We start from the raw sequence: 23,224 nt of genomic DNA on the forward strand, positions 1-23,224 counted from the left end.
CCGCGCGGGGTCAGGCGGGTTCGAAGACCACCACGGGCTTCATGTGGTCGCGGCGGTTCTCCCCCAGGGCGATGACGCGGCCGTCCTGGGCGAAGAGGCCGACCGGGCCGCTTCCGGACTCGTCCGGCTCGATCCGGTTGCCGTGCCGGATCCGCTGCTCCTCGTCCCCGCTCAGGGCGCGCGCCGGGAAGGCCGCGGCCACGGCCTCGGCCAGCGGGACCTGCGTGAACTCCTCGGCCAGCTCGTCCAGCGTGCGCGCCCGGGACAGGTCGTAGGGGCCCACCCTGGTACGCCGCAGCGCCGTCAGGTGCCCGCCCACGCCCAGGTCGGCGCCCATGTCACGGGCCAGCGCACGGATGTAGGTGCCGCTGGAGCAGGTGACGGAGGCGTCCACGTCCACGAACTCCCCGTCGGCGTCAAGGACCCGGCGCACGTCGGTGACCGTGAACTCCGCGACGGTGACCGTGCGGGCCTTGAGGGCCACCTCCTTGCCCTCGCGCGCCGACTTGTAGGCGCGCTTGCCGTCCACCTTGATCGCGCTGACTTGGGGCGGAATCTGCTGGATCTGCCCGGTGAGCCTGCCGACGGCGGCGCGCACGGCCTCCTCTCCGACCCCGGAGGCGTCCGCGCGCACGAGGGGCTCGCCCTCGGCGTCGTCGGTGTTGGTCGTCAGACCGAGGCGGATCGTCGCCTCGTAGACCTTCTCCGTCAGGGTCAGGTGGCCCAGGAGCTTGGTGCCCTTCTCGATGCCCAGCACCAGGACCCCGGTGGCCATCGGGTCCAGGGTCCCCGCGTGGCCGACCCTGCGGGTGCGCGCGAGCCCGCGCGTCCTGGCGACCACGTCGTGCGAGGTCCAGTCGGCGGGCTTGTCGACGACCACGACGCCGCTCTCGGCCATGGTGCTCCCTCGGGGTGAAGGGCGGCGGCGCGGTCCGCGCCGCCGCCGGGGGTGTTACTCGTCCTCGTCGCGCTCGTCCTCGCGGGGCGCCCGGTAGGGGTCGGCCTCGCCCGCGGGCTTGGCACCGCTGGCCCTCTCGGCCAGCTCCGCGTCCGACTGGCGCGCCTTGAGCAGGAGTTCCTCGATGTGCTGGGCGTTCTCCTGCACCTCGTCGACGACGAAGGCCAGGCTCGGCGTGTGCCGGATGCCGGTCTGGCGTCCCACCTCGCTGCGGATCACGCCCTTGGCGCTCTCCAGGGCGGCGGCGGAGGCGGCCTTCTCGTCCGGGGTGCCGAACACCGTGTAGTACACCGTGGCGTCCCGCAGGTCGGCGGTGATGCGCGCGTCGGTCACGGTGACGAATCCCAGGCGCGGGTCCTTGATGCGCCGGTCCAGCATCTCGGCGACGATGCGCTGGATGCGGTCGGCGATCTTGCGCGCGCGTGCGGCGTCAACCATCGTCAGTCTTCCTCTTCGTTGAAGAGCCGCTGCCTGGCGGAGAGCAGCTCCAGTTCGGGACGGCCCGCGACGAAGCTCTCGCAGGAGTCCATCAGCTCCCGGGCGTGCGCCGCCGTCGGCGCGACCACCGCGACACCGATCTTGGCCCGGCGGTACAGGTCCTGGTCTCCCGCCTCGGAGACCGAGACCGAGAACTTGCGGCGCAGCTCGGAGACGACGGGTCGGACCAGCGAACGCTTCTGTTTGAGCGAGTGGACGTCACCGAGAAGGACGTCCAGGGTCAGCGCCCCAACGTACAAGTGATCACCTGTGGTGTGTGGAGTTGTCCGCCGCTGTCGGCGGCGTGAAACGCGGGGCCCCGGCCGCACGGCCGGGGCCCCGTCTGGTCATGCTCCGCGAGGATCAGTCGCGGGGCTTCTCCTGCATCTCGTACGTCTCGATGACGTCCTCGACACGCAGGTCGTTGTAGCCGACGCCGATACCGCACTCGAAGCCCTCGCGGACCTCGGTCGCGTCGTCCTTGAACCGACGCAGGGACTCCACGTTGAGGTTCTCGGAGATGACGACCCCGTCGCGGATGAGCCGCGCCTTGGAGTTGCGGCGGATCAGGCCGCTGCGGACGATCGAACCGGCGATGTTGCCGATCCGCGGCACCTTGAAGACCTCGCGGATCTCCGCGCTGCCGAGCTGGACCTCTTCGTAGATCGGCTTGAGCAGACCCTTGACCGCGGCCTCGACCTCGTCGATGGCCTGGTAGATCACCGAGTAGTACCGGATGTCCACGCCCATGCGGTCGGCCAGCTCGCTGTTCTTGCCCTCGGGCCGAACGTTGAAGCCGACGATGATCGCCTCGGCGGAGGCCGCCAGGTTGATGTCGTTCTGCGTGATCGCACCGACACCGCGCCCGATGACCCGGATGCTCACCTCGTCGCCACCGGCGTCGATCTTGAGCAGGGACTCCTCCAGCGCCTCGACGGAACCGGACATGTCACCCTTGATGAGGAGGAGCAGCTCGGAGCGCTCGCCCTCCTTCAGGGCGTTCTGCCAGTTGTCGAGGGTGACCCGGCGGGCCGAACGCGCCTGCTGGGCGAAGCGCTCGCGCGCCTCGCGCTGCTGGGCGATCTGCCGCGCCACCCGGTCGTCCTTGACGACCAGGAAGTTGTCACCGGCGCTGGGAACGTTGGTCAGACCCAGCACCTGCACCGGACGGGACGGCTCGGCGCTCTGCACGTTCTGGCCGTGCTCGTCGAGCATGGCGCGGACGCGGCCGAAGGCGTCACCGCAGACGATCGAGTCACCGACGTTGAGCGTGCCGCGCTGGACCAGCACCGTGGCCATGGAACCGCGACCGCGGTCCAGGTAGGCCTCGATGGCCAGACCCTGCGCGTCCATCTCCGGGTTGGCCTGGAGATCGAGCGCTGCGTCGGAGGTCAGCACGATCGACTCGAGCAGGGCGTCGATGTTGTCGCCCTTGAGTGCGGAGATGTCCACGAACTGGACGTCGCCGCCGTACTCCTCGGCCACCAGGCCGTACTCGGTGAGCTGCGCGCGGACCCGCTGCGGGTCGGCGCCCTCGACGTCGATCTTGTTGACCGCGACCACGATCGGCACCTCGGCCGCCTTGGCGTGGTCGATGGCCTCCGCCGTCTGCGGCTTGACGCCGTCGTCGGCGGCCACGACCAGCACCGCGATGTCGGTGACCTTGGCACCGCGGGCACGCATGGCGGTGAACGCCTCGTGACCCGGGGTGTCGATGAAGGTGATCTTGCGCTCTTCGCCGTCCACCTCGGTGGCGACCTGGTAGGCACCGATGTGCTGGGTGATACCGCCGGCCTCGCCGCTGACGACGTTGGTCTTGCGGATGGTGTCCAGCAGTCGGGTCTTACCGTGGTCGACGTGACCCATGACGGTGACCACCGGCGGACGCGGACGCAGGTCCTCCGCGGTGCCCTCGTCCTCGCCGAACTCGATGGAGAAGGACTCCAGCAGCTCGCGGTCCTCGTCCTCCGGGCTGACGACCTCGATCCTGTACTTGAGCTCCTCGCCCAGCAGCATCAGGGTCTCGTCCGGAAGGGACTGGGTCGCGGTGACCATCTCACCCAGGTGCATCATCACCTGGACGAGCGACGCCGGGTTGACGTCGATCTTGTCGCCGAAGTCCGACAGCGAGGCGCCGCGGGACAGGCGGATGGTCTGGTCGTTGCCGCTCGGGATCTTGACGCCGCCGAACGACGGGGCCTGGAAGTCGTGGAACTCCTGGCGCCGCTGCTTCTTGGACTTGCGGGCACGTCCGGGACGGCCGCCGGGGCGTCCGAACGCACCGGCCGTACCGCCGCCGCGACCGCGGCCACCGCCGCCGGGACGGCCACCGAAGCCACCCGGACGACCGCCGCCACCGCCGACACCGCCGGGACGCGGACCGGAACCCGCGGGGGCTCCCCCGCGGCCACGGCCACCGCCGCCGCCGGGACGGCCGCCGCCACCGCCGCGACCGCCACCCGCGGGTGCGGCCGGACGGGACGAGGGCATGTTCATCGGGCTGGGACGCGGACCGCCGGGCCGGGGACCGGGACGCGGGGGACCCGCGGCACCGCCCGGACGCGGAGCGCCCGCCGCACCGCCGGGACGCGGGGCGCGCTGCTCGCCGCCGCCCTGCGGACCGGGACGCGGACCCGGACGGGGACCGCCCGGACGCGGAGCGCCCGCCGCACCGCCGGGACGCGGGGCGCGCTGCTCGCCGCCGCCCTGCGGACCGGGACGCGGACCCGGACGGGGACCGCCCGGACGCGGAGCACCGCCGCCGGGCCGCGGGGCGGCCGACTTGGAGCCCATGCCGGAGGCGTTGGACGCGAACGGGTTGTTGCCCGGACGGGGACCGGACGGGCGCGGGCCGGGACGGGGCCCGCCGCGCTCGGAACGGTCGCCGCGCTCGGGGCGCTCACCGCGCTCGGGACGGTCGCCGCCGCGCTGGGCGCGGTCGGGACGGCCACCCTCGGGACGGCCACCCTCGGGACGACCGCCCTCGGAACGGCCGCCGGGGCCCGCCGGGGCACCGGGCTTGGGGGCGCCGCCGGGGCGGGCGCCGGCCTCGCCGCGGGGAGCCTTGGGGCCGGGCTTGGGCGCGTTCGCACGCGGAGCGGCCTCGCTCTGCGGGCTCGGCTTGGGCGCGGGGCTCGGCCTGGGGCCGGGCTTGGGGGCCGGACCCGGCTTCGGGGCGGCACCGTTGTCCGCGGCGGGACGCGGGCCGGGCCTGGGAGCCGAACCCTTGCGACCGCCGTCGGAACCGTTGTTGAAAGCTTCCTGGAGGCGTCGTACGACGGGGGCCTCTATGGTCGAGGACGCCGAACGGACGAATTCACCCATCTCGTTGAGCTTGGCCAGAACGGCCTTGCTCTCTACACCGAACTCCTTGGCGAGTTCATATACCCGGACCTTCGCCACTACTCTCCTTCAGCTTCGGTCCGGGACATGGGCTTGTGCCGGACCGTCGTTAGCTCGAGTTACTCATCGCTGCGTACTCATCAGGCGCTCATCGCAATCTCGACCTGCTTCCTCATCGCTACACAACAATGGGCCAGCTTCTGCGTGCCGACACAGCACTGGACGCCGACCTCGGTCCGTACAACCCAGAAGTCGGTCCAGACATTCCAACCCTATCGGGAACGTTGACCCGATCCGCCACGCGGGGCGGCGTCGATCAGGGCCGCCACGGGTGAGACGTCCCACCCGTCGGCGCCCGCTCCCCTCCGGTAGGCGCGTGACCAGGCCCTGCGCCGTTCGGCGAGCTCGAAGCACCGCCGATCGCGGTGCAGGTAGGCGCCGCGCCCCGGAAGACGACCCCGGGTGTCGGGCGTGATGACCGTGCCCTCGGCCACCAGCCGCACGAGGTCGGACTGGACTGCCCGCGACCGACACCCCACGCAGGTACGCACGGGGCGGTCGGGACCGTCATGGGCCACCCTATCGCGTCGAGGCATGAGCGCGACCCGATCAGCCCGTCGCGGCGGTGTCGTCACCCTCGGCGGCGCCCTCCCGTTCCGGCTCACCGGCGGGCTCGGCGTCGGAGCGGATGTCGATGCGCCAGCCGGTCAGACGTGCGGCCAGACGGGCGTTCTGGCCCTCCTTGCCGATCGCGAGGGACTGCTGGTAGTCGGGCACGATCACGCGGGCGACGCGGGAGGCCATGTCGAGGATTTCCACGGAGTTGACCCGCGCCGGGGACAGGGCGTTGGCGACGAACACGGCCGGGTCCTCGGAGTAGTCGACGATGTCGATCTTCTCCCCGTGGAGTTCGGCCATGACGTTGCGGACGCGGCTGCCGAGCGGGCCGATGCAGGCGCCCTTGGCGTTGACCCCGCCGCGGTTGGAGTGGACGGCCATCTTGGTGCGGTGGCCCGCCTCCCGGGCGATCGCCGCGATCTCCACGGTGCCGTCGGCGATCTCGGGGACCTCCAGCTCGAAGAGCTTGCGCACCAGGTTGGGGTGCGTGCGCGAGAGGGTGACCGAGGGGCCGCGGTGGCCCTTGCGGACCTGCACCACGTAGGCGCGCAGGCGCTCGCCGTGGGTGTAGGTCTCGGTGGGCACCTGCTCCTGCGGGGGCAGGACCGCCTCGATCTTGCCGAGGTCCACCAGCACGTTGCGGGGGTCCTTGCCCTGCTGGATGATGCCGGAGACGATGTCGTGCTCGCGCCCGGCGAACTCGCCCAGGGTCAGCTCGTCCTCGGCGTCGCGCAGACGCTGGAGGATGACCTGCTTGGCGGTGGAGGTCGCGATGCGGCCGAACCCGGTGGGGGTGCCGTCGAACTCGCCGACGGACTCGCCGTCCTCGTCGGTCTCGGCCACCCACACGGTCACGTGGCCGGTGGAGCGGTTGAGCTCGACGCGGGCCCGCTTCTCCGGGCCCTCCTCGCGGTGGTAGGCGATCAGAAGCGCGTCCTCGATGGCCTTGGCCACGAGTTCGACGGAGATGTCCTTCTCGCGTTCCAGGCTGCGCAGAACGCTCATGTCAATGTCCACGGGGCTCCCCCTCTAGTCCGCCGCGTCGGTGTCGGCATCGTGGCGGAATTCCACCTGGACCCTGCCCTTGCCGAGTTCGGCGTGGGTGAAGGTGCGGGGCTGGCCCTCGACGTCCAGGGTGACCCCGTCGTCGTCGGCGCCGGTGACGCGCCCGGTGACCTTGCCGCCCTCGGCGAGGGAGGCGATCACCAGGCGGCCTCGGGAACGGCGCCAGTGCCTCGGCTGGGTCAGCGGGCGGTCCACCCCGGGCGAGGTGACCTCCAGGACGTAGGGCTGCGCGCCCATGACGTCGGAGGAGTCCAGCAGGGTGTTCACCTCCTGGCTGACCTCGCCGACCGTGTCCAGGTCGACCCCGTTGTCGGAGTCCACGACCACGCGCAGCACCCGTCGCTTGCCGGCCGGTGTGAGTTCGACGGCCTCCAGGTCCAGTCCGGCCTCGGCCAGTACCGGCTCCAGCAGCTCGGCGATGCGCTCCTCGCGCGCCTGCGCTCCCATGTGGTCCTGCTCCTCCAACGGCGAAGATCCCGCCCGCGCGGCCTTCGGGCCGGTGTACGGGGCGGTCCAGCTCTGTACGTAGTCTTCGACTTCAGCGGCCCGCCCCCCGGTGCGGGGACGCGGGCCGACCGCGCGTCGCGTGCGACGGCGGTTGTGCTGCAAGGGTATCCACACCCGGAACCCCTCCAGGTCGCCGTCGGTGGCCGGGGCGCGTCGGCGCGTGGCCTCCGGGGCGCGGCCACGCGGCGGCGTCCCCCGCGCGGTACGGGACGTGGAAGGATGGGGGCCGGGGGGCCGCCGCGGGCGGTCCCCACCGCACGGGAGGGAGAGCGCGTGGGGATCGGCTGTGTCAGCCGTCGCACGGTGCTGGGCGCGACGGCCGCTGTGGGCGCCGTGGGCCTGGCCGGGTGCGGCGGTACCGAGTGGTACCCCTCCGACGTGACCCCGGACGTGTACGTACTGCGCGCGGTGGTCCGGGAGAAGGAGCGGATGATCGCGCGCTACGAGGCCGCGGTCGCCGAGGGGACGGGGCCGGTCGAACTGCTGGAGCGGTTCCTGGAACACCACCTCTCCCACCTGGACGCGCTGCTGGAGTCCCTGCCCGAGGACACCCCCTCCCCCTCCGCTGAGCCCTCCGGCGGCCCCTCCTCCCCCGAGGAGGCCCCCGTCGCGGAGACGGCGCCGGGGACGGCGGCGCTGTGCGTACTGGAGGCCGCGGCGACCGGCGCCCGGCTGGACCAGGCGGGCGCCGTCACCGACTCCGCGCTGGCGCAGCTGATCAGCGCGATCGGCGCGTGCGAGGCGGGGCACGCCCACCTGCTGGCCCAGGAGTAGTGGCGGCGCACACCCCCAGACGGAAGGCAGGTAGCAAGGTGAGCGAGAGCCCCGCGTCCGCCGGCGAGGAGCCGGACGCCGGTCCCCAGGCGCTGGCAGAGGCGCTGCGCGCCGAACACGCGGCCGTGTACGGGTACGAGTTCATCGGCGGGGCCGCCGAGGACGAGGACCGGCGCGACCGCGCGGGGAGCAGCGCCCACGAGCACAAGGCGCTGCGGGACGCGCTGCACGCGGCGGCGGTGGAGCGGGGCGTGGACCCGCCGCCCGCGCTGGCCTCCTACCCGGTCGCCGACGAGTACGGCGACGAGGCCGTCGACGCCTACGCCGCGGGGCTGGAGCAGGCCGCCGCGCGCGCCCACCTGTGGCTGACCGCCTCGCGGGACACCGACCTGCGGGTGACCGGCGCCCGGGCGCTACAGGAGACGACCGTGCGCCTGCTGGAGTGGGGCGGGGCGCTGGACGCCCTGCCCGGTTTCGACGAGGCCGGTTAGCCCGGCGGCCGGGACCGAGCCCCTGGCCACGGTGTCGGATGGCCCCGCCCGCGCGGGCCTCTTCTCCGACGGGGGTCCAGGCCCAGGTGCCGAGCGGTCCCGTCCGCGCGGGGGCCACGGCACGACGGAGGCCGGGGCCGGTGGTGTCGGCGGGCGGCCCGGGGAGTGCCAGCGACAGGCCGCGGGCGGGAGGGGCGGGGTCCGCGATCTCCTCGCGGACCCCGCCCCTCCCGTCACCCGCTACGCGCGGCAGGCGGCGACGGCGCGGTCCACGATCTCGGCCAGGGCGACCTCCTCGCGGTCGCCGGTGGCGCGGTCGCGCAGCTCCACCAGGCCGTCCTTGAGGCCGCGGCCGACGATGACGCCGGTGGGGACGCCCAGGAGTTCGGCGTCGGTGAACTTGACGCCGGGCGAGACGCCCTTGCGGTCGTCCACGAGGACGCGCAGGCCCCTGGCCTCCAGCTCCCGGGCGATCCGCAGCGCCTCCTCGATCTGCTCTCCCTTGCCGGTGCCGACCACGTGCACGTCGGCGGGCGCCACCTCGCGCGGCCAGACGACGCCCTTGTCGTCGTGGGACTGCTCGACGACCGCGGCGACGGCGCGCGAGACACCGATGCCGTAGGAGCCCATGGTGATCCGCCGGGGCTTGCCGTCGGGGCCCAGGGCGTCCACCTGGAAGGCGTCGGTGTACTTGCGGCCCAGCTGGAAGATGTGGCCGATCTCGATGCCGCGCGCGGTGTACAGGGTCCCCCTGCCGTCGGGCGAGGGGTCGCCGTCGCGCACCTCGGCGACGTCGATGGTGCCGTCGGGGACGAAGTCGCGGCCCGCGACCAGTCCGACGACGTGGTGGTCGGCCTCGTCCGCACCGGTCACCCAGGAGGTGCCGGTGACCACCCGGGGGTCGACCAGGTAGCGGACCTTGTTGTCCAGCAGCGCGCGGGGGCCGATGTAGCCCTTGACCAGGAAGGGGTTGGCCGCGAAGTCGGCCTCCTCCAGCAGGGCGACCTCGGCGGGCTCCAGCGCCGCCTCCAGGCGCTTGAAGTCCACCTCACGGTCGCCGGGCAGGCCGACGGCCAGCAGCTCCCACTCCTTCGCACCGGGCGCGCGGGTCTTGACCAGGACGTTCTTGAGGGTGTCGGCCTCGCTGAAGTCGCGGCCCAGCCCGGCGCCGTTGAGGAAGTCCACCAGGGTCTGGATGGTGGCGGTGTCCGGGGTGTGGTGGACCGCGGCCTCGGGCAGCCCCTCGACCGGCAGCGCCTCGGGGGCCGGGACGGCCACGGCCTCGACGTTGGCGGCGTAGTCGGACTCCGTGCTGCGCACGAAGGTGTCCTCGCCGGTCGGGGCGACGGCCAGGAACTCCTCCGAGGCCGATCCGCCCATGGCGCCCGACGTGGCCGACACGATCACGTACTCCAGGCCCAGCCGGTCGAAGACGCGGATGTAGGCGGCGCGGTGGTCGGCGTAGGACGCGCGCAGGCCCTCGTCGTCGATGTCGAAGGAGTAGGAGTCCTTCATGTGGAACTCGCGGCCGCGCAGCACGCCCGCGCGGGGACGCGCCTCGTCGCGGAACTTCTCCTGGATCTGGTACAGCGTGACCGGGAAGTCCTTGTAGGAGGAGTACTCCCCCTTGACCAGGAGTGTGAACAGCTCCTCGTGGGTGGGGCCGAGCAGGTAGTCGGCGCCCTTGCGGTCCTTGAGGCGGAACAGGGTGTCGCCGTACTCCTCCCAGCGCCCGGTGGCCTCGTAGTACTCGCGGGGCAGCAGCGCGGGCAGGAGCACCTCCTGGGCGCCGATGGCGTCCATCTCCTCGCGCACGATCCGGGCGACGTTCTCCAGGACGATCTTGCCCAGGGGCAGCCAGGTGTAGACGCCGGGTGCGGCCCGGCGCACGAACCCGCCCCGGACCAGCAGCTTGTGGCTCGGCACCTCGGCGTCCGCCGGGTCCTCACGCAGGGTGCGCAGGAACAGGGTCGACATCCGCAGTAGCACGGCCACTCCTCGTGGGATAAGCAAAGGAATCTGCAATGCCAAGAAAGACCTTGGCGGCTCAAAAAAACCTGGGTTCCCCAGGCTAGCGCGATCACGGACACGCTCGCTCGAGCCTGTGCGTAGTCTTGGGGCCGACGAACGGAGGCGGACGTGGGCAGACGCGGCGCGCGGAGGGAAGCGGCGCCCGGCGGGGACGGCGAGGACGCCGTGCACGACGGGAACCCGGGCACGGAGCTGCTCGCCGACGCCGACCGGCCCGACTCGTGGTTCCTGGTCGTGGACGGTACGCCCCAGTCCCACGTGGACCTGGCCGACCCCTCCTACCTGGACTTCTCCTACATGCGCCGCATCGCGCACGCGGCCGACCTCGTGGCGCCGCCGGAGGAGGCCGTGGACGCCCTGCACCTGGGCGCGGGCGCGCTGACGCTGGCCCGCTACGTGGCGCACACCCGCCCCGGCTCACGGCAGCGCGCGGTGGACGTGGACGCGCCCCTGGTCGAGATGGTGCGCAGGCGGCTGCCCTGGGACCGCAGGGCGCAGCTGCGCGTGGGCGTCGGCGACGCCCGGGAGTGGATCGCCGCCCGGCACACCGACAGCGCGGACCTGGTGGTCAGCGACGTGTTCTCGGGCGCGCGCACCCCGGCCCGGCTGACGTCGGCGGAGTTCTACGCCGAGCTGGCGCGCGTCCTGCGGCCGACCGGGATGCTGGTGGTCAACATCGGCGACGGCGGGGGCCTGGCCCACACCCGGGGCCAGGTGGCGACCGCGCGCACGGCGCTGCCGCACACCGCGCTGTCGGCCGAGCCTGGCGTGCTGCGCGGGCGGCGGTTCGGCAACCTGGTCCTGACGGCCTCGCACAGCCCGCTGCCCGTGGAGGAGCTGGGCCGCCGGGCGCACCGGGACCCGGAGATGGCCCGCCTCCTGGAGGGCGGGGAGCTGGACCGCTTCGTCTCGGGCCGGTCCCCCGTGCGCGACGCCGACGCCGTGGACTCCCCGGCTCCGCCGGACGACGTCTTCTAGCCCGGCGGTGGTCTACTCCCCGGGGAGTAGACCACCGCCGGAAAACCCTCCCCCGGGGTGACGGCCTCCCCGAGGGGTCCCCCGTACTGTCGGGGTTGTGGCAGCACTACTCCTCCGCCCCGCGCGCACCGACGTCTGGCTCGCGTTCGGCCTGCTCGCCGCCTCCACGGGCAGCACGGCGCTGGTCAGCGCGCTCCAGCGGGAGGCGGGGGCGGTCAACCCCTGGCCGTGGGGCCACGCGCTGATCCTGGTGGCCTGCCTGGCCGTCCTGTGGCGCACCGCCTACCCGTGCGTGGCCGGGCTGGTGTCGGTCGTCGCCTCCACCGTGTACTACCCCCTGGGCTTCCCCGACGGCATGGTCATGCTGTGCACCGCCGTCATGCTCTACACCCTGGTGCGCTGGGGGTACCGCGTGTTCGGCTGGACGCTGGGCGTGGGCCAGTTCGTGGCCGTCAACAGCTACGAGTTCCTCATGACGGGGACCTTCCGGCCCGAGGCGATCGGCATCGTCGGCTGGGTGCTCGTCCTGCTGTGCACGGGCGAGGTCGTGCGCTGGCGGCAGGAGTACCTGCGGGCCGACCACGAGCGCGAGGCCGAGTCCCTGCGCACCCGGGAGGAGGAGCTGCTGCGCCGGGCCTCCGAGGAGCGCGTCCGGCTGGCCCGGGACGTGCACGACACGGTCGCGCACAACATCTCCCTCATCAACGTGCAGGCGGGCACCGCCCTGTACCTGATGGAGACCGAGCCGCAGCGGGCCGCGGAGGCGCTGGCCACCATCAAGCAGACCAGCAAGGACACCCTGGTCGAGCTGCGCGGCATGCTCGGCGTGCTGCGCGCCGTGGACGAGGCCGCGCCGAGGTCGCCGGTCCCCGGGCTGGACCGCCTGGAGGAGCTGGCCGAAGGCACCCGCCGCGCGGGGATCGACGTGGTCGTGGAGGTCAGCGGTGTGCCCGGGCACCTGCCCGTGAGCACCGAGTCGGCCGCCTACCGCACGGTCCAGGAGGCGCTGACGAACGTGGTCCGCCACTCCGGGGCCTCCTCGGCGCGGGTGGGCATCGAGCACCGCGCGTCCTGGCTGGTCGTGGAGGTCACCGACGACGGCGCCGGGACCGTCGGGCCGCCGGCGGCGGGCAACGGCATCACCGGGATGCGCGAACGCGCCGCCCTGGTGGGCGGCACGGTGGACGCGGGCCCCCTGCGGGAGGGAGGATTCCGGGTGCGCGCCCGGCTCCCGCTCGACGGCGCCGGACCGGACCGCGGGGCACAGGCCGTCCCCTCCCCCGACACCGACGAAACGAGGCCCCGTTGATCCGGGTACTGCTCGCCGACGACCAGGCGCTGGTACGCGCGGGGTTCCGCGCTCTGCTGGACAGCGCCCCCGACATCGAGGTGGTCGCCGAGGCCGCCGACGGCGAAGCGGCCGTCCGGCTGGCCCGCGCCGAACGCCCGGACGTGGTCCTCATGGACATCCGCATGCCCGGTGTGGACGGCCTGGCCGCCGCCGGGCGCATCCTGGCCGATCCCGCCCTGGAGGCGACGCGGGTCGTCATCCTCACCACGTTCGACCTGGACGAGTACATCTTCGAGGCGCTGCGCGCGGGCGCCAGCGGGTTCCTGGTCAAGGACACCGAGCCCGGGGACCTGCTGCGGGCGGTGCGGGTGGTGCACGGCGGCGAGGCGCTGCTGTCGCCGGGCATCACCCGGCGGCTGATCGCCGACTACGCGCGCCGGCCGCCGAGCGCGCCCGACCCGTCGGTCCGGCTGAACGGGCTCACCGAGCGCGAACGCGAGGTGGTCGCCCTGGTCGGCGGCGGACTGTCCAACGAGGAGATCGCCGCCCACCTCGTGCTCAGCCCGGCCACCGCCAAGACCCACGTGAGCCGGGCCATGGTCAAGCTGGGGGTGCGCGACCGCGCCCAGCTGGTCGTCATCGCCTACGAGACCGCCCTGGTCACCCCGAAGTGGAGCCGGTGAGGACGGACCGCGTGCGCCCGGGAGCGTTTCCGGGGTCGCCCCGGGGCCGCCTCGGGGTCGTCCCCTACGCCCGCGGGAGTACCTCCGCCGCCGCCCCTACCCTCGGAGGGGGCGGCGAGGAGCCCCCGCCGGGACGATGCGCCCGCCCTCGCCCCAGTCGGATGCTTGACCGCGTTCCCACCGCCGAACGCGAGGCCCGACGATGCTCGAAGACCCCCTCCTGCTGGCGCGGCTCCAGTTCGCGCTGACCGCCGCCACCCACTACATGTTCGTGGCCCTGACCCTCGGGCTGGCCCCCTACCTCCTCGCCACCCAGCTGGTCGCCGCCCTGCGCGGCGACCGCTCCCGGACGACCGCCGTGCGGTTCTGGGGCGGCCTGTACCTGGTCAACTACGGGATGGGCGTCCTGTCCGGGCTGGTGATGGAACTCCAGCTCGCGCTGAACTGGAGCGGCCTGCACGGGATGTTCGGCTACACCTTCGCCGCTCCGCTGGCGCTGGAGACGATGACCGCGTTCTTCGTCGAGTCCACGTTCCTGGGTTTGTGGATCTTTGGGTGGGACCGCATGGGCCGGTGGGCGCACCTGGCCTGCTTCGCCGTGGTCACCGCGACGGCGTACGCCTCGGCGTGGTGGGTGCTGGTCTCCAACGGCTTCCTGCGCAACCCCGTGGGCTTCGAGATGGTCGACGGGGTGGCGCACCTGACCGACCCCGTCGCGCTGATGACCAACCCGGCGGCCGTGCTGGCCTTCGGTCACATCGTCACCGGTTCCCTGCTGGTCGGCGCCCTGGTCGTCGCGGCGACCAGCGCCTACCACCTCGTCCGTCGCGACGACGCGCACGGCGTCTTCCGGCGCGGTATCCGCCACGCGACGCTGGTCCTGTGCGTCGTGCCGATACCCGTGGCGGCCTTCGGCGGGGTGCAGTTCGGGCTGTTCGGCCAGGACCCGCCCACGAGCGGGCTGACCTACACCGCCGAGGAGATCGCGGCGATCGAGGCGGCGCACCCGGGCGGCCCCCTCCTGGAGGCGGCCAACACGGCCGGCGACCTGGTGATGATGACGTCGTGGGCGCTGGTGTTCCTCCTGGGCCCCCTCATGCTGCTGGCCTGGCCCCTCGGCGGTCTCGACCGCTGGAGGTGGTTCCTCGCCCCGCTGGTGGTGACGCCGTTCCTGCCCTACCTGGCCAGCGTCGGCGGCTGGGTGTTCCGGGAGACCAACCGCCAGCCGTGGACGGTCGTGCACCACCTGACCACGGCCGACGCGGTGACCCCCCTGTCCCCGGTCGCGGCCGTGGCCTCCTTCGGTTTCTTCACAGCCGCCTTCGCGGCCCTGGCCGCCGTCACCTACTGGCTCCTGGTGCGCTACGCGCGGCGCGGCCCCGAGGGCGGGCCGCTGGCGGAGCAGCGCACGCAGCCGCCCGAGGGCCCCGCGGAGCCCGGTGGGTCCGCCGTCCCCGTCCACACGTACTGAGCCCGGAAGGCCGCAAGCCATGGACCTCCTCTCCTCCGCACTCCTCGCCCTGCTCGTCGTGGGCTACCTCGTCCTGGCCGGTGCCGACATCGGCCTGGGCATGCTGATGCCGCGCCTGGCGCGCGGTCCCGAGCAGCGCCGCCGCGTGGTCGCCGCCATCGCCCCCTACTTCCTGGCCTCGGAGGTGTGGCTGGTCGCCGCGGTCGGGGTCCTGGCGGGCCTGTTCCCCGCCCTGGAGCACCACGCGGTCGCCGAACTGTGGCCCGTGCTCGCCGTCCTGCTGGCCGGATGGCTGGTCCGCGACGCGGGGCTGTGGCTGCGCGCCCGCGTGGACGGCGAACGCTGGCGGCTGGTCTGCGACTGCGCGCTCGTCGGGGGCAGTTGGGCCCTGGCCGCCGCGTGGGGCCTGGTGGTGGCGGGTCTGCTCGCGGGCGGCCTCACCGCGAGCGCGTTCACGCCGCTCTGCGCGGTCGCCGTCACGGCGCTGTTCGCGTTGCGCGGCGCGGCCTTCGGGGCCGAGCGGCTGGTCGGCCCCGCCGACTCCGAGAGCGCGGACGTGGCCGCCCGGGACACGCGCCCGCTCGCGCGTCTGGCCCTGGGGGCGGCGGCGCTGGCGGCGGTGGCGGCCGTGCTGCCCGGCGGCCCGGACCTGTCCCCCGGGCCCGCCGCGGCGCTGACCGCGGTGCTGCTGGCGGCCCTGGTGGCGACGAGCGGCCTGGTGGGGCCGATGCTGTCGCGGCACACGTCGGCGGCGGCGATCGCCGTCCCCGGCCTGCTCGTGGCACTGGCGGCACCGGAGCTGCCCTCGGCGCCGATCCCCGCCACGACCGCGGTGTTCGTGTGGGCGACCCTCGTTCCCGTAATTCCGGTCATGTTCGTCGGCCAGGTTTGGCTCTACCGAATGACACGCCGTCCGGCGGTCGCACCGACCTTCTTCGCCTGATCCCGGTCGGCCCTCAGCACAGGTCAGTGCGCCCCGCGGGAACCGCGGGGCGCGCCCGGGCCCGGCTGCGCCGGCACACGCCCCGGTTGGCGGCGGCGGCGAACGGGCACGGTCTCCTGCGGGAAACGCGCCCGTGACGCCCCCTCCCACCGGGGAGGCTCCGGCGTGATCGCGCACGGGTGCTGTCGAGCCCCTTGGAGGGACTGTGACTCACCGGATGACCACGACCCCCGACCTGCGTGGGTGCAGCTGCGGTTCGGGCTGCGGCTGCGGCTGTCAGAGCGGCGGCTCCTGCAACTGCGGCGGAGGCTGCGGCTAGCGGGTCCCCGCGTCCACAAGGATCCGTCTCCCCTTCCGGCGGGCCGCCCCTCCCCCGGGCGGCCCGCCGCCTCTCCCCCCTCTTTTCCCGCCCCGCCTCCGCGTGTCGCGACAAGGGGCAATGCTGGGTATACGCTGTGTTACCACGTGAGCCCGCGTATCCACGTGGTGGGGGAGATCAGCGATGTCGCCGTTCACCAGACCAGCGTCGGGGAGGGGTCACCCCTCCGAGCACGCGAGAGTGCTCCAGTGCGTTCTGGGCATCCGGGAGCGCTCGGCGCGTGCGGTCCCCTGGGAGCCGGACACGGTCGGCATCCCGGCCTCGGGCCGCTCCAGCGCCCTGGCCCGGATCAACGACGTCGCCTTCTACGCGAACGCGCGCGAGGAGGTGTCCGCCCTGGCCGGGATCTGTGTGGACCTGCTGCACCTGCACGCCCCCGACGACGGGGACGACGACGGGGACCGCTGCCGGGGGTGCCGCCTGGCCTGGCCGTGCCCCACCTTCGCCGAACTCTGCCGCCTGCTCGCCTAACGGCGGAGCGCGGGCGGCCGTCAGGAGAGCGGACGCCGTCCGCCGGAGTCGGGGCGCGATCCGACTTCGACGGACGACCGTCCTCGCCTGCCGTCCGCTGACGCCCCGCGGTCGAGCCGCCGGGCGCCCTCACCGGGGCAGGCACCTCCAGAGACTAATACTGAAACGCGTTCTACCGCAAGACCCGGGTTCACGGATCCCACCACGAGAACCGGGGTGGACAGGCCTCCATGCTCGGGAGGAACAGGATCTACTCGTCGGCGGACGGAGAGGTCGGGGAAGCGTCGGGACAGCACACGGCGGACGTCCGGCGAAGGAGGCGCGGACGCGCCGGAACGGGGCCCCGCGCGCGACGCGAGGGACGGAGGAGACCGTCCCGCCTACGCGGGGCAGCCAGGCCCAGGGGCGGGGGACAGCCCCTGGGACCGGCCTTGGGACGGCAGGGCGCAGCGGCCCGTGGACTCTCCGGGAGTGGGGGGAGCCTCCCTGCGGTCGCTGCCGGGGCGCGCCTTGCTCCACAGACGTTAACGAGGAACCGGTAACACGAACACCCTCCATCAGATAACCGGAACGTCTCGATTCGCGCTGGTGGGCACGCCACCCTCATCCGTGACCTGCGCCGATGCTCGTTCTTGACCGTCGCGTCACCTCTGGAGTCTCCGGGTTCCCACCGGCCACACAAGCAACAAAACCCTTGCCAGTCGACGCCCGAAAAGACGGCCGGTCACAAAACCGGGGTTCGGCAATCCCCCTCCGGTAAAAGGTTGCACGGGGTTGCAGCCCCCACCGGAACAAGGAAAACGAAGGCCCCGAGCGTTCGCCCGGGGCCCGGAGTCAACTTATTCGCGTGGCCAGCAGATATGCGGAGGGAGTATCCGCGTCGACAATGTCGGTCACCCTCCACGCCTGCCCTCCGACGCTGAACACGTCGCCCACCCGGACGTCGATCATGGGTGTGGGCCGCCACTCCTTCGGTCCGCCGATCTTGGCGACCGGGTGGCCGTCCTCATCCACCCAGAAACTGCCCCCGCCCACCGGACCGCCCGCGAATCGGTCGTTCCGTCCATAACTGATCTTCTCCTGCGCACCGACCTCGTGGACCACGGTGAATTTCGTCCCAACCGTCTCGGGTTCCGTTGAAAACGCAGCCATGTTAACCCGGATGGAGCAATTGGCGATGCCGTTTTCGGGCTTGTGGGGCGTTTCGAGCAGAGTAGCTGACAAAAGTAATGCGCGGGCCGGGACTTTGGTCCCGACCCGCGCATCCGTCTGCGGGGAATGGTCAGCTCCCGCTGCCCCGGCCGCCCTTGAGCCTGCCCACCAGGGTCTCGAACGCGGAGCTGAACGGGTGGTCGTGCACCATGTACGTCCACGTCATCGACGGACGCTTGACGCCCACCGAGCTCACGTCCAGCTCGCCGTCCACGACCTCCAGCTCCTCGAAGCTCTCGGCCGCCCGGGCCCGAGCCTCGTCCAGGAAGCCCTTGAAGACCGGCACGGCGTCGCGGTTGAACTCGTCCAGCGGGTCGCGACGGCCCAGGAAGCGCAGGTGGATGCCCTCGCGCAGCTCCGACAGGAAGGCGTTGTGGTCGGTCCAGCCCCGGTCCAGGTGGTAGAGGGTGATGAGGCGGGCCGCCCGGGCGACCTTCTCCTCGTTGGACTCCTCCGCCCCGGCGTCGGCGCCGTTTCCAGTGCCCTCGGCGTCCCCGGCGTTCTCCTCCGCCTCGGCGCCCTCCGCGGCCCCGGACCCCTTCCCGGCCAGCTCCTCCAGCAGCTCCTCGTGCCGCTTCTTGCGGTCCGCCCTGATCTGCCGGTCGCCCTGGTCCCCGGTCAGCACCATCTCCCGGTGCTCCAGGACCACGTCGCGCTGCACGTCGATCAGCTGGTTGTACCGCCAGGTGTTGCGGTGCACCTCCAGCAGCTGCCCCTCGGCCACGCGCTGCGCGTGGTCGATCATGGCCAGCCAGCCCTGGTCGGTGATCTCACCCTCGGAGGTGGTCTGGTAGCCCGTGGTCTCGGGGGCGTGGTTGACCACCAGGTCGTCGTCCATGCTGACGAAGAAGATGGAGTCGCCCGGGTCGCCCTGGCGCCCCGCGCGGCCGCGCAGCTGACCGTCCAGACGGCTGCTGGGGTAGCGGCCGAAGCCCATCACGTACAGGCCGCCGGTCTCCACCACCCGCTCGCGGTCGGCCATGTCGCTGCCGCCCAGCCGGATGTCGGTGCCGCGCCCGGCCATCTGGGTGGAGACCGTGATGGCGCCGTGGGTGCCCGCCTCCGCGATGATGGCGGCCTCGTCGGCGTCGTTCTTGGCGTTGAGGACCACGCACTCCAGCCCGGCATCGCGCAGACGCCCGGCCAACAGCTCGGACTCGGCCACGTCCTGGGTGCCGATGAGGATCGGCCGCCCGGACTTGTGGACCTCCTCCACCTTGGCGATGAGGGCGTCCTCCTTCTCCTCGCGCGTGGCGTACAGGCGCGAGCCGTGGTCCTCTCGGACGTTGGGCTTGTTGGAGGGGATGACCGCGACCTCCAGCTCGTAGAACTCGCGGAGCTGTTCGGCGACGGCCATCGCGGTACCGGTCATACCGGCGCGCGTGGGGTAGCGCAGGACGAGCGACTGCACGGTGATGGAGTCCAGCACCTCGCCGGTCTCGCTGAGCGCCACCTTCTCCTTGGCCTCGACCGCGGCCTGGAGGCCGTCCGGCCAGCGCTGGAGCAGGGCGATGCGCCCGCGCGACTCGTTGATGAGGCGGACCTCGCCGTCGCGCACCACGTAGTGGACGTCGCGCTGGAGCAGCACGTGCGCGTGCAGGGCCAGGTTGACCTGCGGCAGGACGGAGGTGTCGTCCTCGGAGTACAGGTCGACCCCGTCCAGCGCCTTCTCCACCGCGTCGATCCCGGCGTCGGTGAGCTGGACGTTGCGCCCCTCGCCGTCGATCTCGTAGTGCAGGCGCGGCTTGAGCCCGCGCACGACGTCGGCCATCTCCACGTCGGCGTTCACGCTCTCCGCGGCCCCGGCCAGGACCAGCGGGACGCGGGCCTCGTCGACGAGCACCGAGTCGGCCTCGTCGATGATCGCCACGTGCGGCGGCGGCACGACCCGGTCGGCGATGTCGGTGACCATGCGGTCGCGCAGGACGTCGAAGCCCAGCTCGCTGACGGCCGCGTAGGTCACCTCGCAGGAGTAGGCGGCGCGCCGCTCCTGGGGGGTGGAGTCCTCGGTGATCCAGCCCACGGTGACGCCGAGCATGTCGTAGAGGGGGCGCATCCACTCGGCGTCGCGCCGGGCCAGGTAGTCGTTGACGCTGAGCAGGTGCACGCGCCGGCCGCGCAGGGCGAACCCCGCGGCGGCGAGGGCGCCCGCCAGCGTCTTGCCCTCGCCCGTGGCCATCTCCGCGACGTGGCCGTCGAGCAGGGCCATGACACCGAGGAGCTGCACGTCGAAGGGCCGCTCGTCGAGTGAGCGCCGGGCGGCCTCGCGGCCGACCGCGCACAGCGACACGAGGTCGTCGCGCTCGTAGGGGAGTTCGGCGTTGCCGAGTTCGATGGCCTTCTCCGTCAGCTCGGTGTCGCTGAGCTCACGCAGACCATCCTCCTCGGCCTCGATCGCCGACAGGAGCTTGGTATAGGGCCGCAGATCCACCGCACCGGGCTTACCCAGGAAGCGGCGAACGCCTTCCGCCATTCGTCCGAACACCACCACAGGGTAACGCCGGACACAACCGTTGGAAGAACCCCGGGCGCCCACATGTGCGGACGGTTGCGTCGAAACCGCCCCCTCGGTCCGCCACGGGGCGCCCGACGGCTCAGGCGAACTGGCGCTGGTGGCGCTGGCGGGCCTCCACCGCCATGGCGTGCTTGACCAGGGTCACCAGGACCCGGACGACGGAGTTGCGGTCGCGGGCGTCGCAGTGCACGACGGGCACGTCCGGGGTCAGGTCCAGGGCGTCGCGCAGTTCGTCGGCGCTGTGGGGGTTCTCGGGGTCGAACTCGTTGACCGCGACGACGAAGGGCAGCCGGTACTGGCGCTCGAAGTAGTCCAGCGCCTGGAAGGTGTCCTCCAGGCGGCGGGTGTCGGCCAGGATCACGGCGCCCAGCGCGCCCCGGACCAGGTCGTCCCACATGAACCAGAAGCGCTGCTGGCCCGGGGTCCCGAACAGGAAGAGGGTCAGGTCGGTGTCCAGCGAGATGCGGCCGAAGTCCATCGCGACCGTGGTGCTCGTCTTGTCCGGGGTGTGGGAGAGGTCGTCCACGCCCGCGCTGGCGGCGGTGACCGCGGCCTCGGTGCGCACCGGCGGGATCTCCGAGACGGCGCCGACGAACGTGGTCTTGCCGACCCCGAACCCCCCGGCGACGATGATCTTGGTGGACAACGCGGTGGAGGCGTGGACGTTGTTCGTGCTGTTGACTGGATCGATCACAGTTAGTCCTAGCGGGAGTGCCGGGCCAGCGGGGCGGACGGCGCGCACGGTCCGGTCCTCGGGGTACACGACCCGCCGGGGTCGGTACCGACATGGGAGGCACCGTTCCTGGAACCTAACACCGGATGGTCGGTGGGGAAGGCGTTTTGGCTCAGTGGTGCGGCACGCCACACCGGTCGGCTCGTGGGGTCCGCGGCTCCCGGGCAGAGGAGGAGTCGCGGGAGTGGGGTGGCCGTCGCGTGGCGGTGCGTCCTCCGCCCGAAACCGACCGTGAACAGGTAAGCACACACCTGTACCCCGGAAGGTCGACTTTACGACATTGTGAGCGGTCATTTTCGGCCGCTTTCGGCCGTGCCGATCCCTGTCCGGCGGCATCCGCGGAGTCTACGGTGGAGGCAGGGCCCCCGCACCGGCAAGTGCGGTCGCGGAGAAGACTCCTGGCACGAGGACGCGACCATCCGCGGGAGCCCCGGCGGCGCCCCGGGCACAGGGCCACCCACCGACGTCCCGCTCTTCGACGTCGGTCCGGTCGACACTCCGGTCCGGCGCGTCAGCGCCCCACCGGCCCACAACCGTCCACGTGGGCCGGTGGTGGCCGGACCGCGGTCGGCGGTCCGTCCGTCTGGCCACCCTCCCGACCGGGTTCCCCGTAGACTGGGCCAGCCCTCCCCCGCCCGTCGAGCGAACCCGCGCGTACCCACGCGCGCCGCGGCGCGGACGGGGCCAGCAAGCCGAGACGAAACTGTGAGCCGAGAACCCCACATGTCCGATCAGCGCGTCGTCCGACCCACTCCCATCAGCGGTTTCCCCGAGTGGTCCCCTCAGGTCCGGGCCGTGGAGCAGCGCTGGCTGGACCATATCCGCGCCGGGTTCGAGTCCTTCGGCTTCGCGTCGGTGGAGACGCCGTCCGTGGAGAACCTCGACGTGCTGATGGCCAAGGGCGAGACCTCCCAGGAGGTCTACACCCTGCACCGCCTCCAGGCCGACGCCAAGGACGACTCCGACGCCAGACTCGGGCTGCACTTCGACCTCACCGTGCCCTTCGCCCGGTACGTCGCCCAGCACTTCAACGAGCTGGCCTTCCCCTTCAAGCGCTACCAGATGCAGCGCGTGTGGCGGGGCGAGCGCCCCCAGGAGGGGCGCTTCCGGGAGTTCACCCAGTGCGACATCGACGTCATCAACGTCGACTCCGTCCCGCTGCACTTCGACGCCGAGCTGCCGCGCATCGTGCACCGGGTGCTCAGCGGGCTGGACCTGCCCGCATGGACGCTCAACGTCAACAACCGCAAGGTCCTCCAGGGCTTCTACGAGGGCCTGGGCATCAAGGACCCGATCGCGGTCATCCGCGCCGTGGACAAGCTGCACAAGATCGGCGACGACGGCGTGCGCCAGATCCTGCTGGCCGACGGCCTGACCGACGAGCAGGCCGACGCCTGCCTCGCGCTGGCCCGCGTCCGGGGCGCCGGGACCGGCGTCGCCGAGCGGGTCCGCGGGCTCGGGGTCTCCTCCGAGCTGCTCGACGAAGGGCTGGAGGAGCTCTCCTTCGTGCTGGAGGACCTGGCCGACCTGCCCGAGGGCAGCGTCGTGGCCGACCTGTCCATCGCCCGCGGCCTGGACTACTACACGGGCACGGTCTACGAGGCCTCCTTCGACGACGACCCCGGCTACGGGAGCATCTGCGCGGGCGGGCGCTACGACGACCTGGCCGGGCAGTTCATCCGCAGGCGGCTGCCGGGCGTGGGCATCTCCATCGGCCTCACCCGCATCTTCGCCAAGCTCGTCGCCGAGGGCCGGATCGAGGAGGGGCGCGCCTGCCCCACCGACGTGATGGTCGTGGTGCCCGGCGCCGAGCGCCGCAGGGAGGCCCTGCTCACCGGGGAGCTGCTGCGCGGGCGCGGGTTCAACACCGAGGTGTTCCACTCCACCGCCAAGGTCGGCAAGCAGATCCAGTACGCCGCCAAGAAGGGCATCCCCTTCGTGTGGTTCCCGCCCTTCGGCGAGGACGGCGGCCACGAGGTCAAGGACATGGGGTCGGGGGAGCAGGGTCCGGCCGACCCCGCCACCTGGGCCCCGAAGGGCACGGAAAGCGCGGAGTAACCGCTCCATAGCACCTTCCCGTCCGGCGTGGGCGGTTTCTGTCCGCTCATGCCGGAACCGGCCATTCGGAGGACAACCGGGGGCGGCGGGTGCGACACTGGGAACGGCGTTCCCCGCGCCGCCCCCGCAGCGGCGGCGCGGCCTTCCGGGGCCCGCGGTGGATGCTTGCTCAGCCCCTGGGGGTTGTCGTTCAAGCGCCGGCGGGGTTCTGGAGGTGCCGGAGGTGG

20 protein-coding genes are annotated in these 23,224 nt (G+C 72.6%); 9 read left to right on the forward strand and 11 right to left on the reverse strand.

Annotated features, from left to right (window positions below; all coding sequences use genetic code 11):
• Positions 1 to 10: 10 nt before the first annotated feature.
• The 7 genes from truB to rimP form a co-directional block, all read right to left on the reverse strand.
• The gene (gene truB, locus NDAS_RS17775; protein ID WP_013154597.1) at positions 11 to 898 is read right to left on the reverse strand and encodes a tRNA pseudouridine(55) synthase TruB; all 888 of its coding nucleotides are present in this window, start codon (positions 896 to 898) and stop codon (positions 11 to 13) included.
• Positions 899 to 952: 54 nt separating this feature from the next.
• Positions 953 to 1,396 (reverse strand): 30S ribosome-binding factor RbfA, encoded by a 444-nt coding sequence (gene rbfA / locus NDAS_RS17780; protein WP_013154598.1) that lies wholly within the window; start codon positions 1,394 to 1,396, stop codon positions 953 to 955.
• A gap of 2 nt (positions 1,397 to 1,398) precedes the next feature.
• Entirely contained in the window at positions 1,399 to 1,695 is a 297-nt protein-coding gene (locus tag NDAS_RS17785) for a DUF503 domain-containing protein (protein ID WP_013154599.1), read from the reverse strand.
• A gap of 103 nt (positions 1,696 to 1,798) precedes the next feature.
• Complete coding sequence (gene infB / locus NDAS_RS17790) at positions 1,799 to 4,837, reverse strand: translation initiation factor IF-2 (RefSeq protein WP_013154600.1); 3,039 nt, start codon at positions 4,835 to 4,837, stop codon at positions 1,799 to 1,801.
• Between the two features lie 212 nt (positions 4,838 to 5,049).
• Positions 5,050 to 5,373 (reverse strand): YlxR family protein, encoded by a 324-nt coding sequence (locus tag NDAS_RS28120; RefSeq protein WP_081461755.1) that lies wholly within the window; start codon positions 5,371 to 5,373, stop codon positions 5,050 to 5,052.
• 13 nt (positions 5,374 to 5,386) lie between these two features.
• Positions 5,387 to 6,400 (reverse strand): transcription termination factor NusA, encoded by a 1,014-nt coding sequence (gene nusA, locus NDAS_RS17795; protein WP_013154601.1) that lies wholly within the window; start codon positions 6,398 to 6,400, stop codon positions 5,387 to 5,389.
• 24 nt (positions 6,401 to 6,424) lie between these two features.
• Positions 6,425 to 6,907 (reverse strand): ribosome maturation factor RimP, encoded by a 483-nt coding sequence (rimP, locus tag NDAS_RS17800; RefSeq protein WP_013154602.1) that lies wholly within the window; start codon positions 6,905 to 6,907, stop codon positions 6,425 to 6,427.
• A gap of 333 nt (positions 6,908 to 7,240) precedes the next feature.
• Here rimP and NDAS_RS17805 point away from each other — a divergent pair, with 333 nt between their 5' ends.
• Both NDAS_RS17805 and NDAS_RS17810 read left to right on the forward strand, forming a co-directional pair.
• On the forward strand, positions 7,241 to 7,741 hold the full coding sequence (locus NDAS_RS17805) for a hypothetical protein (protein ID WP_041552842.1): 501 nt from the start codon (positions 7,241 to 7,243) through the stop codon (positions 7,739 to 7,741).
• Between the two features lie 38 nt (positions 7,742 to 7,779).
• Positions 7,780 to 8,232 (forward strand): ferritin-like domain-containing protein, encoded by a 453-nt coding sequence (locus NDAS_RS17810; RefSeq protein ID WP_013154604.1) that lies wholly within the window; start codon positions 7,780 to 7,782, stop codon positions 8,230 to 8,232.
• Between the two features lie 240 nt (positions 8,233 to 8,472).
• Here the strand turns inward: NDAS_RS17810 and NDAS_RS17815 are convergent, their stop codons facing one another.
• Positions 8,473 to 10,209, reverse strand: coding sequence for a proline--tRNA ligase (locus tag NDAS_RS17815; protein ID WP_041552843.1), 1,737 nt, complete (start codon positions 10,207 to 10,209; stop codon positions 8,473 to 8,475).
• A 162-nt stretch (positions 10,210 to 10,371) separates the two neighbouring features.
• On the opposite strand from NDAS_RS17815, the gene NDAS_RS17820 reads away from it, so the two are divergent.
• From NDAS_RS17820 to NDAS_RS17845, 6 genes are all read left to right on the forward strand, one after another.
• Positions 10,372 to 11,241: a spermidine synthase gene (locus NDAS_RS17820; protein WP_013154606.1), complete on the forward strand. Its 870-nt coding sequence runs from the start codon at positions 10,372 to 10,374 to the stop codon at positions 11,239 to 11,241.
• A 97-nt stretch (positions 11,242 to 11,338) separates the two neighbouring features.
• Complete coding sequence (locus NDAS_RS17825) at positions 11,339 to 12,550, forward strand: sensor histidine kinase (protein ID WP_013154607.1); 1,212 nt, start codon at positions 11,339 to 11,341, stop codon at positions 12,548 to 12,550.
• Positions 12,547 to 13,215: a response regulator gene (locus NDAS_RS17830; protein WP_013154608.1), complete on the forward strand. Its 669-nt coding sequence runs from the start codon at positions 12,547 to 12,549 to the stop codon at positions 13,213 to 13,215. The genes NDAS_RS17825 and NDAS_RS17830 overlap by 4 nt, the downstream gene beginning before the upstream one ends.
• Before the next feature lie 202 nt (positions 13,216 to 13,417).
• On the forward strand, positions 13,418 to 14,686 hold the full coding sequence (locus NDAS_RS17835) for a cytochrome ubiquinol oxidase subunit I (RefSeq protein WP_013154609.1): 1,269 nt from the start codon (positions 13,418 to 13,420) through the stop codon (positions 14,684 to 14,686).
• Positions 14,687 to 14,705: 19 nt separating this feature from the next.
• Positions 14,706 to 15,629, forward strand: a complete 924-nt coding sequence (locus tag NDAS_RS17840) for a cytochrome d ubiquinol oxidase subunit II (RefSeq protein WP_013154610.1) — start codon at positions 14,706 to 14,708, stop codon at positions 15,627 to 15,629.
• Between the two features lie 502 nt (positions 15,630 to 16,131).
• Positions 16,132 to 16,479 carry a hypothetical protein gene (locus NDAS_RS17845; RefSeq protein ID WP_013154611.1) on the forward strand — a complete coding sequence of 116 codons (348 nt, stop codon included), beginning with the start codon at positions 16,132 to 16,134 and terminating at the stop codon, positions 16,477 to 16,479.
• Positions 16,480 to 17,313: 834 nt separating this feature from the next.
• Here the strand turns inward: NDAS_RS17845 and NDAS_RS17850 are convergent.
• From NDAS_RS17850 to NDAS_RS17860, 3 genes are all read right to left on the reverse strand, one after another.
• A complete protein-coding gene (locus NDAS_RS17850) occupies positions 17,314 to 17,583 on the reverse strand; it encodes a DUF6406 domain-containing protein (protein ID WP_019607990.1) in 270 nt (89 codons plus the stop codon).
• Between the two features lie 178 nt (positions 17,584 to 17,761).
• Positions 17,762 to 20,164, reverse strand: a complete 2,403-nt coding sequence (gene secA2 / locus NDAS_RS17855; RefSeq protein WP_013154613.1) for an accessory Sec system translocase SecA2 — start codon at positions 20,162 to 20,164, stop codon at positions 17,762 to 17,764.
• Positions 20,165 to 20,285: 121 nt separating this feature from the next.
• On the reverse strand, positions 20,286 to 20,900 hold the full coding sequence (locus NDAS_RS17860) for a GTP-binding protein (RefSeq protein ID WP_013154614.1): 615 nt from the start codon (positions 20,898 to 20,900) through the stop codon (positions 20,286 to 20,288).
• 762 nt (positions 20,901 to 21,662) lie between these two features.
• On the opposite strand from NDAS_RS17860, the gene hisS reads away from it, so the two are divergent.
• Positions 21,663 to 22,997: a histidine--tRNA ligase gene (gene hisS, locus NDAS_RS17865; protein ID WP_013154615.1), complete on the forward strand. Its 1,335-nt coding sequence runs from the start codon at positions 21,663 to 21,665 to the stop codon at positions 22,995 to 22,997.
• Positions 22,998 to 23,224: the final 227 nt, after the last annotated feature.

This window comes from Nocardiopsis dassonvillei subsp. dassonvillei DSM 43111 (assembly GCF_000092985.1).
In the GTDB taxonomy this organism is placed as follows: domain Bacteria; phylum Actinomycetota; class Actinomycetes; order Streptosporangiales; family Streptosporangiaceae; genus Nocardiopsis; species Nocardiopsis dassonvillei.

Coding starts and splice junctions, on each gene's coding strand:
- truB (WP_013154597.1), bottom strand. CDS start 898: ATGGCCGAGAGCGGCGTCGTGGTCGTCGACAAGCCCGCCGACTGGACC.
- rbfA (WP_013154598.1), bottom strand. CDS start 1,396: ATGGTTGACGCCGCACGCGCGCGCAAGATCGCCGACCGCATCCAGCGC.
- NDAS_RS28120 (WP_081461755.1), bottom strand. CDS start 5,373: ATGCCTCGACGCGATAGGGTGGCCCATGACGGTCCCGACCGCCCCGTG.
- nusA (WP_013154601.1), bottom strand. CDS start 6,400: ATGAGCGTTCTGCGCAGCCTGGAACGCGAGAAGGACATCTCCGTCGAA.
- rimP (WP_013154602.1), bottom strand. CDS start 6,907: ATGGGAGCGCAGGCGCGCGAGGAGCGCATCGCCGAGCTGCTGGAGCCG.
- NDAS_RS17815 (WP_041552843.1), bottom strand. CDS start 10,209: ATGTCGACCCTGTTCCTGCGCACCCTGCGTGAGGACCCGGCGGACGCC.
- NDAS_RS17835 (WP_013154609.1), top strand. CDS start 13,418: ATGCTCGAAGACCCCCTCCTGCTGGCGCGGCTCCAGTTCGCGCTGACC.
- NDAS_RS17840 (WP_013154610.1), top strand. CDS start 14,706: ATGGACCTCCTCTCCTCCGCACTCCTCGCCCTGCTCGTCGTGGGCTAC.
- NDAS_RS17845 (WP_013154611.1), top strand. CDS start 16,132: ATGTCGCCGTTCACCAGACCAGCGTCGGGGAGGGGTCACCCCTCCGAG.
- secA2 (WP_013154613.1), bottom strand. CDS start 20,164: ATGGCGGAAGGCGTTCGCCGCTTCCTGGGTAAGCCCGGTGCGGTGGAT.
- hisS (WP_013154615.1), top strand. CDS start 21,663: ATGTCCGATCAGCGCGTCGTCCGACCCACTCCCATCAGCGGTTTCCCC.